The 15,711-nt window shown below is 72.7% G+C and carries 16 protein-coding genes; 8 read left to right on the top strand and 8 right to left on the bottom strand.

Annotated features, from left to right (window positions below):
• The first annotated feature begins 16 nt into the window (after window positions 1–16).
• Window positions 17–1,825 (top strand): Stk1 family PASTA domain-containing Ser/Thr kinase, encoded by a 1,809-nt coding sequence (gene pknB, locus JHD21_RS13495; RefSeq protein WP_292676143.1) that lies wholly within the window; start codon window positions 17–19, stop codon window positions 1,823–1,825.
• On the opposite strand, the gene JHD21_RS13490 is transcribed toward pknB, so the two are convergent.
• Window positions 1,767–2,498 (bottom strand): DUF881 domain-containing protein, encoded by a 732-nt coding sequence (locus JHD21_RS13490; RefSeq protein ID WP_292676136.1) that lies wholly within the window; start codon window positions 2,496–2,498, stop codon window positions 1,767–1,769. The two genes, pknB and JHD21_RS13490, sit on opposite strands and share 59 nt — an antisense overlap.
• Before the next feature lie 28 nt (window positions 2,499–2,526).
• Here JHD21_RS13490 and JHD21_RS13485 point away from each other — a divergent pair, with 28 nt between their 5' ends.
• On the top strand, window positions 2,527–3,009 hold the full coding sequence (locus JHD21_RS13485) for a cell division protein CrgA (protein ID WP_292676140.1): 483 nt from the start codon (window positions 2,527–2,529) through the stop codon (window positions 3,007–3,009).
• A 206-nt stretch (window positions 3,010–3,215) separates the two neighbouring features.
• On the opposite strand, the gene JHD21_RS13480 is transcribed toward JHD21_RS13485, so the two are convergent.
• Together JHD21_RS13480 and JHD21_RS13475 are read right to left on the bottom strand one after the other, a co-directional pair.
• Window positions 3,216–4,148, bottom strand: a complete 933-nt coding sequence (locus JHD21_RS13480) for a rhomboid family intramembrane serine protease (protein WP_292676133.1) — start codon at window positions 4,146–4,148, stop codon at window positions 3,216–3,218.
• A 42-nt stretch (window positions 4,149–4,190) separates the two neighbouring features.
• Window positions 4,191–4,700, bottom strand: a complete 510-nt coding sequence (locus tag JHD21_RS13475; RefSeq protein ID WP_292676129.1) for a peptidylprolyl isomerase — start codon at window positions 4,698–4,700, stop codon at window positions 4,191–4,193.
• A 181-nt stretch (window positions 4,701–4,881) separates the two neighbouring features.
• Between JHD21_RS13475 and JHD21_RS13470 the strand changes: the two genes are divergently transcribed.
• Complete coding sequence (locus JHD21_RS13470; RefSeq protein ID WP_292676126.1) at window positions 4,882–5,514, top strand: hypothetical protein; 633 nt, start codon at window positions 4,882–4,884, stop codon at window positions 5,512–5,514.
• Window positions 5,515–5,670: 156 nt separating this feature from the next.
• Here the strand turns inward: JHD21_RS13470 and JHD21_RS13465 are convergent, their stop codons facing one another.
• Genes JHD21_RS13465 through JHD21_RS13450 form a run of 4 tightly spaced genes read right to left on the bottom strand, consistent with a single transcriptional unit; the run spans window position 5,671 to window position 8,634 of the window.
• Window positions 5,671–6,687, bottom strand: coding sequence for a 1-acyl-sn-glycerol-3-phosphate acyltransferase (locus tag JHD21_RS13465; RefSeq protein WP_292676123.1), 1,017 nt, complete (start codon window positions 6,685–6,687; stop codon window positions 5,671–5,673).
• On the bottom strand, window positions 6,684–7,508 hold the full coding sequence (locus JHD21_RS13460; RefSeq protein WP_292676120.1) for a patatin-like phospholipase family protein: 825 nt from the start codon (window positions 7,506–7,508) through the stop codon (window positions 6,684–6,686). The genes JHD21_RS13465 and JHD21_RS13460 overlap by 4 nt, the downstream gene beginning before the upstream one ends.
• Window positions 7,505–7,900, bottom strand: coding sequence for a DUF3817 domain-containing protein (locus tag JHD21_RS13455; RefSeq protein WP_292676117.1), 396 nt, complete (start codon window positions 7,898–7,900; stop codon window positions 7,505–7,507). The genes JHD21_RS13460 and JHD21_RS13455 overlap by 4 nt, the downstream gene beginning before the upstream one ends.
• Window positions 7,897–8,634 carry an SURF1 family protein gene (locus tag JHD21_RS13450; RefSeq protein ID WP_292676114.1) on the bottom strand — a complete coding sequence of 246 codons (738 nt, stop codon included), beginning with the start codon at window positions 8,632–8,634 and terminating at the stop codon, window positions 7,897–7,899. Before JHD21_RS13450 ends, JHD21_RS13455 begins: the two co-directional genes overlap by 4 nt.
• Window positions 8,635–8,721: 87 nt before the next feature.
• Between JHD21_RS13450 and JHD21_RS13445 the strand changes: the two genes are divergently transcribed.
• A complete protein-coding gene (locus tag JHD21_RS13445) occupies window positions 8,722–9,453 on the top strand; it encodes a GntR family transcriptional regulator (RefSeq protein ID WP_292676111.1) in 732 nt (243 codons plus the stop codon).
• Entirely contained in the window at window positions 9,450–10,169 is a 720-nt protein-coding gene (locus tag JHD21_RS13440; RefSeq protein ID WP_292676108.1) for a sterol desaturase family protein, read from the top strand. Before JHD21_RS13445 ends, JHD21_RS13440 begins: the two co-directional genes overlap by 4 nt.
• 160 nt (window positions 10,170–10,329) lie before the next feature.
• On the opposite strand, the gene JHD21_RS13435 is transcribed toward JHD21_RS13440, so the two are convergent.
• A complete protein-coding gene (locus JHD21_RS13435) occupies window positions 10,330–11,241 on the bottom strand; it encodes a hypothetical protein (RefSeq protein WP_292676105.1) in 912 nt (303 codons plus the stop codon).
• A gap of 163 nt (window positions 11,242–11,404) precedes the next feature.
• Here JHD21_RS13435 and JHD21_RS13430 point away from each other — a divergent pair, with 163 nt between their 5' ends.
• The 3 genes from JHD21_RS13430 to JHD21_RS13420 form a co-directional block, all read left to right on the top strand.
• Window positions 11,405–13,576: a hypothetical protein gene (locus JHD21_RS13430; RefSeq protein WP_292676103.1), complete on the top strand. Its 2,172-nt coding sequence runs from the start codon at window positions 11,405–11,407 to the stop codon at window positions 13,574–13,576.
• Window positions 13,577–13,585: 9 nt separating this feature from the next.
• Complete coding sequence (locus JHD21_RS13425) at window positions 13,586–14,518, top strand: glycosyltransferase family 2 protein (RefSeq protein ID WP_292676101.1); 933 nt, start codon at window positions 13,586–13,588, stop codon at window positions 14,516–14,518.
• A partial coding sequence (locus JHD21_RS13420) for a hypothetical protein (protein ID WP_292676099.1) occupies window positions 14,515–15,711 on the top strand: 1,197 nt, incomplete at its 3' end. The genes JHD21_RS13425 and JHD21_RS13420, both read left to right, overlap by 4 nt.

Genomic DNA, 15,711 nt, shown 5'->3' with positions numbered 1-15,711 from the left:
TCCCTCCGCCCCGCCGATGGTCGGCGGCCGCTACCAGCTGGGCGAGCTGCTCGGCCGCGGCGGCATGGCCGAGGTGCGCAAGGGCAACGACTCCCGGCTCGGCCGGGTGGTGGCCATCAAGCGGCTGCGCACCGACCTGGCCAGCGACTCGACGTTCCAGGCCCGGTTCCGCCGCGAGGCGCAGTCCGCGGCCTCGCTCAACCACCCCGCGATCGTCTCGGTCTACGACACCGGCGAGGAGCTCGCCACCGACGGGTCCGGGGTCGCCCAGCCCTACATCGTCATGGAGTTCGTGGCCGGCCGCACGCTGCGCGACATCCTGCGCGAGGGCCGCAAGATCCTCCCCGAGCGGGCCCTCGAGATCACCTCGGGCGTGCTGTCCGCACTGGACTACAGCCACCGGGCGGGGATCATCCACCGCGACATCAAGCCCGGCAACGTGATGCTCACCCCCAGCGGCGACGTCAAGGTCATGGACTTCGGGATCGCCCGGGCGATGAGCGACGCCAACACGATGACCCAGACGGCCGCGGTCGTCGGCACCGCCCAGTACCTCTCCCCCGAGCAGGCCCGGGGCGAGACGGTGGACTCCCGGTCGGACGTCTACTCGGCGGGCTGCCTGCTCTACGAGCTCCTGACCGGCCGGCCGCCGTTCGTCGGGGACAGCCCCGTCGCCGTCGCCTACCAGCACGTCCGCGAGCAGGCCGCCCCGCCGTCCACGCACGACGCCGACCTGCCCCCGGCGGTCGACGCGATCGTGATGAAGGCGCTGGCCAAACGTCTCGAGGACCGCTACCAGTCCGCCGCAGCGATGCGCAGCGACATCGAGCGCTACCTGGCGGGCCGTCCGGTGCAGGCGCCCGTGCCCGTGCCGGAGCCCGACCCCGACTACCAGACCCGGGCCACCGCGGTCGTTCCGGCACCGACCGAGAGCACCTCGGTGCGGCCGCGCCAGCCGGTCCCGCCACCCGACGACGACCCGCGGGTGCCGCGCACCGGGCTGCTCGTGGTGCTCGGGCTGCTCGTGGCCGCCCTCATCGCCGGCGTCGTCTACATCGTCCTCCAGGTCGCCGGCGAGGACGCCCCCGAGCAGGAGCAGGTGCCCAACCTGATCGGCCTCACCGAGGACCAGGCCCGGATCGCGATCGGCGAGGCCGGGCTCCAGGTCGGCGACGTCGACTACGAGGCCAGCGAGACCGTGGGCAAGGACGAGGTCATCGAGCAGTCCCCCAACCGCGACCAGTACGTCGACCCCGGCTCCGACGTCGATCTCGTCGTCTCGACCGGCAAGCCGATGGTCCAGGTGCCCTTCGTCGTGGGCCAGACCAAGACCGAGGCCCGCAACCAGCTGCGCAACGCCAAGCTCGAGGTCGTGTTCGAGACCGAGGAGTCCGACCAGCCCAAGGGCGAGGTGGTCCGGACCAAGCCCGCCGGTGGCGAGACGGTCCAGCAGGGCAACACGGTCACTGTCTTCGTCTCCGACGGCCAGGAGCAGGTGCCCAACGTCATCGGCCTGCAGCGCGCCGAGGCCGAGGAGCTGATCAGGGACGCCAAGTTCGACCCCCAGGTCCGCGACGACAACACCTCGACGGAGCCGGCCGGCACCGTCACCGACCAGTTCCCGGTCGACGGGACCCTGGCCGAGGGCTCGACCGTGATCATCTTCGTCTCCGTCTACGTGGAGCCGCCGCCGACCCCGACGGACACGCCGTCCGGCACGCCGACCGACCAGCCCACCGACCAGCTGCCGGTCCCGCCCGCCCGGGTCAGCGCAACGGTCGCGCGAAGGACAGGCCGAGCAGGCCGTCGTACGCCGGTGCGGTGACCTCGTCCTCGAGGTCGAGGTCCCAGCCGACGGCGATGTCGGGGTCGTCGGCCTGCTCGCGGTAGACCTGCAGGTAGGGGTCCTCGGCGATGGCGCTGGTCAGCGAGCCCGGGTCGCCGACGCCCTCGATGACGTAGGGCTGGGGATAGGGCAGGCCCTGGAGCAGCACCTGGTTGCCCTCGCACTTGATGCCGGTGGTGCTGATGATCCGCTGCCCCGCGATCGTGACCGCCTCGGCGCCGCCCTTCCACAGGGCGTTGACGACGGCCTGGATGTCCTGCTGGTGCACCACCAGGAGCTTCTTCTCGATGTCGTCCGGCACGGCGTCGATGACGGCGTCGGGCGCGTCGGAGAGCGTGACCTGCACCCCCGGCCCCGTGCGCTCGACCAGGCCGGCCGGGTCCCGCAGCCGCTCCACCTCCGCCTGGGCGCGGCGCACCGTGTCGTCCTCGACCTGGGAGCCGAGGTCGGCGACCTCGTCGTTGAGGGCCACCACCTGGTCGGCCAGCTCCTCGTAGCGCTCCGCCTCGGCGGCCACCAGCCCGGCGAGGTCGTCGTAGCGACCCGGCCTCAGGTCGGTGCCCTCGCTGGACTGGGCGCTCACGACGAACAGGGTCCCGCTCAGCAGCACGACGACCGGCGTACCGATGCGCCACACCCTGCTCCTGCCCACGGCGACTAAGGTAGCCCGCGTGTCGAGGATGAAGCCCCGCCTGGGTCTGGGCCGCAAGTCGGAGATGGACCGTCTGGGCGAGCCACCCCGGGAGCCGGTGTTGACGGCCCGGACCGTGATCGCCCTGCTGCTCGTCGTGCTCGGGATCGCCTGGATCGCCTACTACTACGTCGTGGTGCGCGTCGACCCGACCGTGCTGCCGCCGGAGAAGCCGGGTGGCCCCGGCTTCCTGGCCGACCTGGGCGGCTGGAACTACGTGATCGGGTTCGGCGCGTTCTTCCTCGGCCTGGCGATCTCCGCGCACCCCTCGACCCCCCTCGGCCGGGGCCGCGGCGTCGTGGTCGGGATGCTCGGCTGCTTCCTCATCGGCCTGGCCTGGATCTGCACCTACTACGTCATCAGCGACGACGTCAGCCGGCTGCCCCTGTTCGACGACCTCGAGAACTACAACCTGATCGTCGGCATCGGCTTCATGGCCGTCGGCTTCACCTTCGCCACGCGTTGGGAGTGACGTAGGAGCTCCCCACGCGGATTCGCCGACTCGGCGGAACTGCACGGGAGGACGACGCGGGGGACGTGCCGTAGCGCCGTGTCGGCGCACGCGGGTACTCGGCCGAGCCTGCGATCACGGCTCCACCGACGTCTTCCTCCCCAGGTGTGGACAACCCTGTGGAGAACTACACCGGTGTAACTAGCCGGTCGGACCACCCGGTCGAGCTAGCCCGCCAGCATCGCGATCCGGGCCACGATCGCCACCAGGACCACCACGCCGATCGCCGCCAGGCCCGACACCTGGAACGTCGTGCGCTGGGTCCGCGGCGCGTAGATCAGGACGGCCGCGACCGCGAGCCCGCCGAGGAAGCCACCCAGGTGGCCCTGCCAGGAGATCCGGCCGACGAAGGCGAACGTGATGAAGAAGTTGATCCCGATCCAGGTGAGGATCCCGCGGACGTCGCCGCCGACCTTGTAGGCGACGACCAGCAGCGCGGCCATCAGCCCGAAGACCGCGCCCGAGGCGCCGTGGGTGCCGCCGAACTGGGGTCCCGCCCACAGCACCAGGGCGGAGCCCGCGAGTCCCGACAGGAAGTAGAGCGCCAGGAACCGGACCCGGCCGACCGCCAGCTCGAGCTGGGGTCCGAGGACCCACAGGGCGAACATGTTGAACGCGATGTGCAGCGGTGAGACGTGGGTGAACATCGACGTCACCACCTGCCAGTAGGCGCCGTCCGCGACGCCCTGGACGTAGGTGCCCCCGCCCGCGACGCAGGCGGTCTCGGGCACCACGACGTAGCCGCCCTGGACGTCGCACCGGCTGTCGGGCATCAGCGCGAGCAGCTCGAAGAGCCGGCTGCCGAAGCCGCCCGATGCCAGGAGGGCCACCCAGACCACCAGGTTGGTGCCGATCAGCGCGATCGAGGTCGCCGAGGCGTCGGTGGGCCGCAGGCCGCCGTACGCCGTGCGGCCGGCACGGGTCTGCTTGGCGCCCTCCTTGACGCACTCGACGCACTGGAACCCGACCGCGGCGTCCCGCATGCAGTCGGGGCAGATCGGCCGCTCGCACCGCTGGCAGCGGATGTAGGTCTCCCGGTCGGGGTGCCGGTAGCAGGTGGGCACCCCGGTCTCCGAGGTCGGCGGCGTCGGCTGGGACACGGCGGGCTCAGGTCGGGGTGGAGGGCGTCGGGCCTGGGGCCGTCAGCCCTCGACGATCTCGACCGAGGAGAAGGTCACGGGCTCGGTGGGTCGGTCCCCGGGGCCGGTCGGCAGCGCCGCGATCGCGTCGACGACGTCGCGGGACGGCTGGTCGGCGACCTCGCCGAAGATCGTGTGCTTGAAGTTGAGCCACGGCGTCTGGCCGACGGTGATGAAGAACTGCGAGCCGTTGGTGCCCGGCCCGGCGTTCGCCATGGCCAGGAGGTAGGGCTTGTCGAAGACCAGCTCGGGGTGCGGCTCGTCCTTGAACGTGTAGCCGGGGCCGCCGGTGCCGGTCCCGAGCGGGCAGCCGCCCTGGATCATGAAGCCCGCGATGACCCGGTGGAAGCCGAGACCGTCGTAGAAGGGGCCGCTGCGGCCGTTGCCGGCGTCGTAGGACTTCTGGCCGGTCGCGAGACCGGTGAAGTTGGCCACCGTCTCGGGGGCGTGGTCGGGGAACAGGTTGACGGTGATGTCGCCCTTGTTGGTCTTGAAGATGGCCTGCTGCGCCATGCGAGTGCCCTTTGCGATCGGAGGAGTTCGTGGTTCCTGGGACGGAGCGATGGGTACCGCTCCCGGGACGAACGCTCGTCGCCGCCCGGTCGATCCTCGCACGGGCATCAAGAACCGCCCTGGTGGGTGGCTTGCGCGACGTGATGAGATGGTCGTACACCCTTTGGAAGGATCCGCAGCCATGGCTCTCCGCAAGAAGAAGACCCTGCTCGACCAGGCGCAGGAGTACGTCGAGGCGGTCCGTCCGCACGTCGAGTCCGCGGTCGTGACGACCCGTGAGGCGGTCGAGGACTTCGTGGAGAACACGGCCCGCCCGGCGCTCAGCGACGCTCGCGACAAGGCCGGCCCCGCGCTGGCCGACGCCCGCGCCAAGGCCGCACCGGTGATCGCCGACGCCCGCGCCAAGGCCGCGCCCGTGATGGCCGACGTCGCCACCCGGGCCCAGGAGGCCGCCGCCCAGGCCAAGGAGGCCGCGGACGCCCGGGTCGCCACCCTGCGCGGCGAGGAGCCGAAGAAGAAGGGCGGCAAGCTCAGGAAGGTCGCGCTCTTCGCGGCGATCGCGGCTGCCGTCGGCTTCGTCGCCAAGAAGCTCCAGGGCGACAAGCAGACCGACAACTGGCAGTCCTCCTACGTCCCCAAGCCCGCGCCGGCACCCACGCAGGCACCGGTCCAGGACGCCGGTGGCTCGGCTCCCGACGAGGCGATCGCCGACGCTGCCGAGGACCCGCACCCGGTGACCACCCCGGACGAGCCGGCCGACGTGGTCGACATCGCCGACGCGGACACCCCTACCAAGACCGCCAAGAAGTCCTAGCGCCACTCGTTGGTCGAGGAGGGCCGCTAGGCCCGTCTCGAGACCTCCCCAGCGACGGCACCCGACCCACCCCGGGTCGATCGAGTCCCTCAGGTCCCAGCCACGGCTCGCGACGTCTCGAGACGGTCGCTGGCGCGACCTCCTCGGCGGACGAGCTCACTCGCTCGCCGGCGCTCGCTTCGCCTGGTCGTCGATCCACACGTCGATCCGTTCCCACCAGCCGAACAGCCACTCGATCCGCTCGTCGCGGTCCTCGGGGATCTCGGCGCGGGCGACCTTCCACCAGCGCATGGTGATCCGCTTGTCCATCGGGAGCTCCCGCCAGATGTCACCGACGGTGAGCACGTGGTCGAGGCCGGTGTGCGCGACCAGCACGACGTCGGCCTCGGGGGCGGCGTCCAGGGCGGCGATGAACCCTCCGGGCCTGGGCGCGAGGACGTTGGTCATCGCCTCGGCCCGCTCGGCCATCCGGTCCAGGCCGAGCTTGCGGAGCCGCTCGATGCCCCGGGTGCGCCGGGTCTCGGTGAAGTTGCCGCCCTCGGGGAAGATCACGAACGCGTCGTTCTCGTCGAGGCCGGTCGCCAGGTCGGCGATCTGCTCCTCGAGCCCCGCCCCGCCGGCCGGAGTGATGAACCGCGCCGGGATCCGGTGCAGCAGCACGTCGATGGCCGGGTCCCAGGCCAGGGTGTTCTTGAGGACGACGCGCGGCTCGCGGCCGTACCAGTGCATCAGCGCATGGATCAGGACGAACGAGTCGCCGGGCCCGGCGTGCCGGCAGCAGACCAGGATCGGCACCCCCGGGTGCGCCTCCGGGCTCGGGCCGTCGGTGACGATCTCGAGGTTGAGCACCCGCTTCGCCTCGCGGAAGAACACCCACATCACGCCCTCGACCAGGTCGTAGTGGATGCCCTGCCAGTACGCCGAGCGGACCGTGCGTCCGAAGCCGGTCGCGAACCAGAACCCGCACAGGACGACCAGCAGCAGCGCCTCGATGGCGGCGTACATCACCACGATCCAGAGCAGTCGCAGCGCCCGCCAGCGGCCGGGGAGCAGCGGCGACAGTGCCGCCGCGGCCAGGAGCCACAGCGGCAGGAACACGAACAGCATCGCCACCAGCCCGACCAGCGCCGGCGCCAGCACCAGCCGGCGCAGCAGGCTGGCGCGCCCGGTCACAGGTGCTCGTCGAGGTAGGCCCGCGAGGCGTCGTACGTCGCGTCGATCCGCTCCTGGACGCCGCCGAAGTCCCGGGTGCCGAGCCAGGTGTCGTCGCGGCTCGAGGTCCCGCGGGCGGGCAGCACGTGGCACTCGACCGAGTCCGGCAGCTCGTCGAGCTCGCGCTGGAAGCGGTGCCGGCGGGCGATCTCGAAGGAGACCCGGGCGACGTCCCACGGCCGCTTGGGCACCGTGAGCGGGCGGTCGATCCGGCCGACCTGGAGCACGAAGACCCGGTCGGCGCCCCGGGAGACCGCCCGGCCGAGAGGGATCGAGTTGACGATGCCGCCGTCGAGGAAGTGCTCGTCGCCGACCTTGGCGGGCGGGAGGAGCCCGGGGACGGCCGCGCTGGCGACCACGGCGTCGACCACCCGGCCGGTGGTGAACCAGTGCTCGGCGGCCCGCTCGATGCTCGCCGCGCACACCTCGAACGGGACCGCGAGCTCCTCGAAGGTGACGTCTCCCAGCTCGTCCTCGAGCCGCTGGCGCAGTGGCTTCGCCGAGTAGATGTGGGTGCCGGAGGAGACGGCCCGGCGCACGGTGCGCAGGGGCTTGTCGCCGTAGACCTCCTTGCCGCTCCCGCCCGCCATGGACCAGAGCTCGGTCAGCCGGTCGACCACGCCGAGGTCGGGCTGCCGCGCGACCAGCGCGCCGTTCAGCGCCCCGACGCTGGTGCCCAGGACCAGGTCCGGGATGACGTCCCGCTCGAGGAGCGCGCGCAGCATGCCGACCTCGACGGCCCCCAGGACGCCGCCACCGCCGAGGACGAAGGCCGTCTTCACGCCGTCGTGGGCTCGAGCTCGTCGGCGTGCTCGGCCCGGACCCGCGCCGTCGCCCGGTGCTCGGCCCAGAAGCTGAGCAGCGGGATGGTGCCGCAGATCAGGGTCACCGCGGTGAAACCGAGGTCCCAGTCGGCCTGCCGGGAGAGCCAGAAGGCCGTGACCAGGAAGATCATGTAGAGCCAGCCGTGCGCGGTGCCGAGGTAGAGGGTGATGGACTCACCCAGCTCCTGGGCGTCCGATCCGGGGGTGACGAGCCCGGGGGTGGACGGGAAGACGTTCCACATGCCGCTGCCGTCGAAGTTGGCGAGCGGGACGCCCACCAGGATCAGGACGACCAGCAGGACCCCGACGATGTTGGCCATCACCCGGTAGCGGAGCAGTGCACCTCTCACGGCGTGGACGCTACCGGCTCGTGCTCGGCCTCCCGGTCGGCGGTGGCGTCGCGCACCCAGCGCCACCAGATGAAGAGCGCGAAGCCGCCGAAGACCCACCACTCGACGCCGTAGAGGAGGTTGCGCAGCGCGGTGAACCGGCTCGCCTCCGGGAGCTGGGCCAGGTCCGCGGCGGGCAGGCCCGCCACGCCGTCACGAGCGACGGCGTACGCGCCGTAGAGGTCCCGGTCGACGAGCTGCACCAGGTCGGCGGTGCGCAGCTGGGGCAGCACGTCGTCGGTGGGGTCGTCGTCGACGGCCCCGTTGCCGTCCGTGGGCTGCAGCCATGCGGTCAGCTCGGCGTCGCCGACCGGGGCCGCCGGGGCGCTGCCCGGCTCGGCCACCCAGCCGAGCACGACCGGGATGGCCGCGCCGTCGACCAGTCCGAGCGGGGTGACCATCCAGTAGCCGTCGGCACCGTCACGCTCCCGGTCGGACACGAACACGGTCCCGTCGGCCAGCCACGCGCCGGCCACCGTCACGGGCTGCCCGACCCGGCTCGCGGGGAACGGGTCGTCCGGCCCGAGCACGTCGGTGAGGGGGAGTGGCTCGGCCTGGGTGAGGTCCCGCGCCTCGGCGTCGCGGCGTTCCTGCCACGCCTCCACCTGCCAGAAGCCCAACGTCGCCGCCGCGGCCACCAGCACCAGCGCCAGCACGTGCCCCCACCACAGACGGGGGGCGAGAGCGGGCGGCACGACCTCCAGCGTACGGCCGCCACCTCTGGACACAGCACTGGTCAGACCACTTGACCTCAGACCAACGGCCGGGCTACGGTGCCGGGCATGCCGTTGCAGCCCGTGGTCCGCCGGTCGGTGCCGGACGAGGTGTTCGACCAGGTCCTCGCCGAGGTCGTCGACGGGGAGATCCCGGTCGGGGACCCGCTGCCGAGCGAACGGCGGCTGGCCGAGGTGCTCGGGGTGTCCCGGCCCGCGGTGCGCGAGGCCCTCCAGCGGATGGCCCAGACCGGGCTGCTCCAGGTCCGCCACGGCGGTGCGACGACGGTGCGCGACTACCGGCGGCACGCCGGGCTCGACCTGCTCGCCCGGCTGCTGGTCCGGCACGGCGAGCTCGACCCGGCCGTGGCCCGGAGCATCCTCGAGGCCCGGCTGGCCGTCGGTCCGAGCGTCGCCGCCCTGGCCGCCACCCGGGGCGGGCCGGCACTGGCGGCGCTCCTCACCGAGACCACCGACCGGCTGGCCGCCACCGCGGACGGGCCGTCCGGGGACATCGAACGCCAGGTCCACGCGCTCGAGTACTGGGACCAGGTCGTCGACGCCGCCGACTCGATCGTCTTCCGGCTGATGTTCAACAGCCTGCGGGCCGCCTACGAGCCCGCCCTCGAGGCGCTCGCCCCCGTCCTGGCCGAGGAGGTCGGCCAGATCGAGGCCTACCGCCTGCTGACCGCCGCCATCGCGGCCGGCGACCCCGACGTGGCTCGGGCGGCCGCCGACCGGGTCCTCCGGCCGGCCACCGAGCACCTCATCGACGCCCTCGCCGCCCTGGAGGAGAGATGACCAAGTCCAGTCCCGAGATCGAGCAGCTGGCCGCCGAGCGCCTGGCCGCCGACGAGTCGCCGGCCGCGCGCCGCCGCAGCCTGACCCTCGGCCAGGCGTGGTCCGAGTTCGTCAGGCACCCGAGCCCGTGGATGATCGGCACGTTTCTCGTCGCGGCCGTGCTGGCCCGAGCCGTCGCCGGCGGCGGCGCGTGGTGGGAGCTGCTGGTCCCCGTCGGCCTGATCGCCCTCTTCCCGGTGATCGAGTGGGTCATCCACGTCGTGATCCTGCACTGGCGGCCCCGCTCCCTGGGGCCGGTGACCATCGACTCGCTGCTGGCCCGCGACCACCGCGCGCACCACGCGGACCCGCGTGACCTCCCCTTGGTCTTCATCCCGTGGCGCGCCCTGGTGTGGCTGCTCCCGGCGTACGTCGCCGTCGCGTTCCTCGCGATGCCCACCACGGCCAGCGCCCTGACCTTGCTGGTCTCGGTCTACGCGATCAAGGCGGGCTACGAGTGGACCCACTACCTCGTGCACAGCGACTACCGGCCCCGGTCGGCGTGGTACCGCTCGGTGTGGCGCAACCACCGGCTGCACCACTACAAGAACGAGCACTACTGGTTCACGGTCACCAGTGCCGGCACCGCGGACCGGCTCTTCGGGACCTACCCGGACCCGGCGACGGTCGAGAAGTCACCCACCGCGCGGAGCCTGCACGGCGGGTCGTCCCGCTAGTGTCCTGATTCGGAAGTCCGTAGGCAGCAGGTGTGCTCAGGGTGCGCGCATGGCAAGGCGCCGGAGCGAAGACGCTGTCAGCCCATCATCGAGCGACGGCAACGCAGCCAGGTGCGTGTCATGTGTGCACGTAGTGCACGCGGACTTCTGAATCAGGACACTAGGGACAGGCGGCGAAGGGCAGTTGGCCCGCGATGGCCAGCGCCGCCGCGGCCGCAGGGTCGGTCATCACGTAGCCGATCCGCCCGGTCAGCGGGTCCGCGACGCCGCCGTCGAAGGCCGCGTCGAACTCCGGCACCTCCTCGCCCACCCGCATCCGGGTGAAGAGGTCCTCGCGGTCCTCGCCCAGCCGGGCGGTGGCGAGCGCCCCCTCGAACTGGACGGAGTAGAGCGCGAGCTCGTCGAGGTCACCGCTGACCGGCTGGTCGGTGCAGTCCCGGGAGAGGTACGTCGCGTTGGCGGGTGGTCCCACCAGCGCGCGAGCGTCCGCGTCGACCGCCCAGCTCTGCTCGCCGTCCGGCGCCGCACCCACCGTCACCAGGCCGCGGTCGGCGTCCACGGTCGCGCCCTCGAGCACCGCGAACCCGGCGGACACCGCGTCGGCGACGGCGGTCATGTCGGTCCCGTCGCGCAGGGCGAGGACGAAGCCGGTCTCGGTGCCGGAGGCGTCGTAGAAGTGCGCCTCCCACGCCACGTCCAGCTGGCTCAGCCCGTGGTCGCGGGTGAGCCTCGGCTCGATGGGGCGCAGGAGGCCCGGTGACAGCAGGGGCCGCTCGGCGTCGGCCCGGACCCAGAACGCGTCCCGGTCGGCGGCGGCGTCCTCCGTGCTCAGGTCGGGCAGCCCCATCTGGAGCCGGACCTGCTCGAAGTCGGTCACCGTGACCGTCACGACGTCCTCGGGCACCAGCGGCAGCACGGCTGCCGCGGCCTCGAGGCTGCCGTCGAACGTCGGCGTGTAGGCCTCGACCGCCGCCTCCTCGGGCGGCAGGAACTTGGTGTCGTCGTCACCACAGCCGCTCAGCACCAGCGTCGCCACGAGCGCAGCCGTCAGCGAGATCCCCGTGCGTCTCACACCTCGATTCTCCCAGCCCGGGTGGAGATGTGGGCGCGAATCCGCAAGGACGCCTGGACCCACCTGAGAGCCCCCGGCGCGCCCTCGAATGTTCACGCGCCGCACCGTTGCCCGGACACTGCGGGTTCGCCCCCCGTTTCGCGCGGTTCACCATCCTCCCGGTGTGGACGTCCGGACCGCGTTGCCGACGCCCGCACAGGACACCGTGCCGGACCGGCGGAGGCCGGAGCCCGAACCCACCGAGACGGCGCCCGTCGAGGCACCTCCCGCCGTCCCACGCGCCCTCCAGGTGACGACGTGGGCGGTCGTCTGCCTCGGCGCGGCGATGGCCGTCGCCGGCGCCCTGCGGACCGGGGTGTCCTGGGACGAGCCGTTCCACGTGATGCGGCTGCGCAACCACCTCGAGCACGGGTGGTTCGCACTGGACTGGTCGGTCGCGGACGGCGCCTCGGCGTCCGGCGACACGAACACGCTCGTCTACGCCCCGGTGACGATGCTGCTGCTGCACGCCCTCACGGTGGCGGCCGGGCAGGAGACGTGGGGCACGGTCGCGACGACGCCGGAGGCCTACGCCGTACGCCACGTCGGCGTCGTCGTGATCGGCCTGCTGGGCACCGCGGCCGCCGCGGCGACGACCCGGATCCTGCTCGGCTCGTGGCGCTGGGGCGTCGTCACCGCCGCCGCGCTGCTCGCCCTGCCCATGTGGACCGGCCACCTCATGTTCAACATCAAGGACGTCCCGGTGGCGACGGGCTACACCCTGATGACCCTCGGCCTCGTGGCCGTGGTCTCGCCGGCGCAGACCCTCGGGTGGCGGGCACTACGGGTCGCCGGCCTCGCCGCGGGGATCGTCCTCATGGTCGGGACCCGGCCGGCGATGGCGAGCGCGGTCCTGGTCGGGGCCGTCGTCCTCGGGCTCGGGGCCGTCGCCTCCCGGTCCCACCCCGGGCCCGACGCCGGTCCGGGTCGGGGCTCCCTGGGGCGGGACACCGTCGTGGACGCGATGAGCGGTGCCGTGCTCGCCGGGCTGGTGCTCGCGGTCGCCTACCCCGACCTGTTCACCAGGCCGTGGCTGCTGGTGCGGTCGGCCGACCAGTCGTCGCGCTTCCGGGAGAGCGACAGCAGCGACCCCTTCTACATCCCGTTCTACCTCGTCTCGCAGTTCCCGCTGCTGCTGCAGGCCCTGGCCGTGCTGGGCGTGGTGGCCGCGATCCGCGTCGTTCGCCGCCGCTGGCGCCTCGAGCCGGCGCAGGCGGTGCGGCTGGCCCTCGTCGCCGCGCAGCTCTCGGCGCTCCCGCTGGTGGGCGTGGCCAGGGGCTCCGAGCTCTACAACGGGCTGCGCCAGGTGCTCTTCGTGGTACCTGCCTGGGCGGTGCTGGTCACGGTCGGGCTCGCGCACGCGCTGTCCTGGGCCCGGCGCCGCGGCGGGATCCGGCCGATGCTGGTCGGAGCCGCCGCGGTCGTGGCTCTCGCGGCGCCGGTCGCGGACCAGGTGGCGCTGTTCCCCTACCAGTACACCTACTACAACCTCGCGCTCGACCTGACCGGCGCGGACGTGCAGTCGGACTACTGGCGCACGAGCGTGCCCGAGCTGCTCGACCGCATCCCCACGGACGGGCAGGTCGTGTGCGGCCCCACCCGGTCGAGCCGGCTGGGCGCGACGGACGGGAGTCCGTCGGCCGCCGGCGTCGACGACACCGACATGCTGGCGGGCCGATACTCCTCCGACAGCAGCGTCGACTGCCGGATCGACCCCCTGGGCCCGCTCTCGTCGCGGTGGGCCGCCGACGGCCTTCCGCTGACGGACACGTTGCCGCGCGACGAGTTCTACGTGGTCATCGACCGCGACCACGGCACGCCGGCCAACTGCACGCGGCTGGCCCAGGTGAGCCGGCACCGGCACGGCCGCGAGATCTCGATGAGCTACGTGGCGCACTGCCGGCTGGAGCCACGCCCCCTGGACGGGACCGTCGACTTCACCAGGCTCCCGGGCGAGAACATGGACCCCCCGCTGTGGGCCTACGCCCCCGCGGGCTGGACGGGCTACGCCTCCACCACGGCCATCGACGCGGCGTACGCCGAGGCGAGCCTGACGTTCTCGTTGCCGCCGAGGTGCTCGGCCGGTTGCTCGCTCGAGGTCGACGCCGACGCCCCTCCGGACCTCGTGGTCACGGTCAACGAGGACCCAGCCGGGCTCTCGGTCGCGCCCGGCCGCGTGACCGTCCCCGTGCCAGCGGGTGTCCACGACGCCTGGGTCACCTTCACCCGCACGACCGGAGAGCCGCTCGGTCTCCGGGTCCGCTCCATCCGCGTGGTCCCGACCGGGACCGAGTAGGAGGCTTCGATGTCAACCAACCTGTGGGTGGTCGTACCCGCCCTCGACGAGGCCGAGAACCTCGTGGTCGTCGTGCCACGGATCCTCGCCGAGCTCGAGCTCCTCGACGTCAACGGCGCTGTCAACGGGCACGTCCTCGTGGTCGACGACGGGTCGACCGACAAGACCAGGGAGGTCGTGGCCGACCTGGCCGAACGGCACCCCGGGGTCGACCTGATCTCGCTGGGTCGCAACCTGGGCAAGGCCACGGCGCTGCGCCGCGGCTTCGAGCGCGCGCTGGCCGAGGGCGCCGACGTCGTCGTGATGATGGACGCTGACGGCCAGGACGACCCGGCCGAGCTCCCGCTCCTGCTGGCCCGGCTCGAGGACGGCGCCGACCTGGTGACGGGTGCCCGCACGGTGCGCAACGACCGCTTCGTCAAGCGCAACACGTCCAAGCTCTACAACGCGGTGACCGCGCGGCTCTCGGGGGTGCCGGGCAAGGACTTCAACTCTGGCTTCAAGGTGATGCGGGCCGACGTGGCCCGCAACGCCTCGCCGATGCTCTACGGCGAGCTGCACCGCTACCTGACCGTGGTCGCCCACTGGCTGGGGTTCCGGGTCGCCGAGGTCACCGTCCAGCACCACGAACGGCTGCACGGCAGCACCAAGTACGGGCTGGCCCGGTTCTGGCGCGGGTTCGTGGACCTGCTGACCGTGCGGTTCCTGATGTCCTACGAGAGCCGGCCCTCGCACCTGTTCAGCGGGCTCGGGCTGGCCAGCGCCGCGGCCGGCGGCCTGGCCATGACCTACCTCGCCGTCGAGAAGGTGTCCGGCGCGGCGATCGGCGGACGACCCCTCCTGATCGCGGCCGTGGTCATGGCGCTGGGCGGCCTGCAGCTGGTGCTCTTCGGCCTGCTGGCGGAGCTCGTCGTCTACTCCCGCCAGCGCGAACGGGCGTGACCGGACCGGCGAGCCGCGACCGAGCCGACGGCTGGGGACCCCCGCCGCGGCTCCTCGTCGCCGTGAGCGCCGCGGTGGTGGTCGTGGGCACCACCCTGGCGGTCCTCGGCGCCACCCGCACCGGCATCAGCACCGACGAGCCGATCCACGTGATGCGGCTGCGCAACTTCTTCGACTCCGGCTGGTACGCGCTGGACTGGGACTACGCAGGACCGGGGCCGGGCAGCGACGGGACCAACACCTACGTCTACGGGCCGGTCACGATGCTCCTGCTACACGGCTGGTCGGTCCTCTGGGGCGTCGACGGCTGGCAGGACGTCTCGACGTCGGCGCACGCCTACCGGGTGCGGCACCTGGGTGTGGTCGCCATCGGTCTCGTCGGCGTGGGCGCGGTGGCCGTCATCGGACGGGTGGTGCTCCGGCACTGGCGGTGGGGTCTCGTCGCCGCGGCGGCGCTGATGGCGGTCCCGATGTGGACCGGGCACCTCATGGTCAACGTCAAGGACGTCCCGGTCGCGACCGGGCACACGCTGTGCACCCTGGCGCTGCTCCTGTTCGTCCGGGACGCCCCCGCGGCCGGGTCGCTCCGGCTGGCGCGGGCGGGGCTCCTCGCGAGCGGGCTGGTCCTGACCCTGGGCACCCGCCCCGGGATGTGGCCCGGGCTGACCATCCTGCTCGCCGTCGCCGTGGTCGGTGTCCTGTGGTCCCCCACCGCCCGGGCGCCGCGGCTGACCGCACTGGGCGAGATGGCGGCGGCCGGCGCGGCCGCAGCGGTCGCCCTGGTCGCGATCTACCCGAACGTCTTCGGGTCCCCGCTGCGGGCGCTGCCACGCACCAGCGAGACGTCCTCCAACTTCATGGGGGGCGAGACGTCGGACCGCCTCTACGTCCCCCAGCACCTGTGGGAGGAGATGCCCACCCTGCTGCTCGTCTTCGCCCTGACCGGCGCCGTGGTCGTCCTGGTGGCCCTCGTCCGGCACGACGGCACGCAGTGGGTGCCCACGGTGCGGCTGGCGCTCGTCGGCGTGCAGGGGTTCGCGGTGCCGGTGGCCGCGGTGGTCGTGGGCTCGGACCTCTACCACGGCCTGCGGCAGCTGCTGTTCATCGTCCCCGCCCTGGCGGTGCTGGCCGCCTGCGGCGTGGCCTGGTGGGTCGAGCGGTCGCCGGGGCTGCGGGCGCGGGCCGTCCTGGGA

The sequence above is a fragment of the Nocardioides sp. genome (assembly GCF_016462705.1).
Classification (GTDB): Bacteria; Actinomycetota; Actinomycetes; order Propionibacteriales; family Nocardioidaceae; genus Nocardioides.
This window is presented reverse-complemented; position numbering and strand designations above follow the sequence as displayed.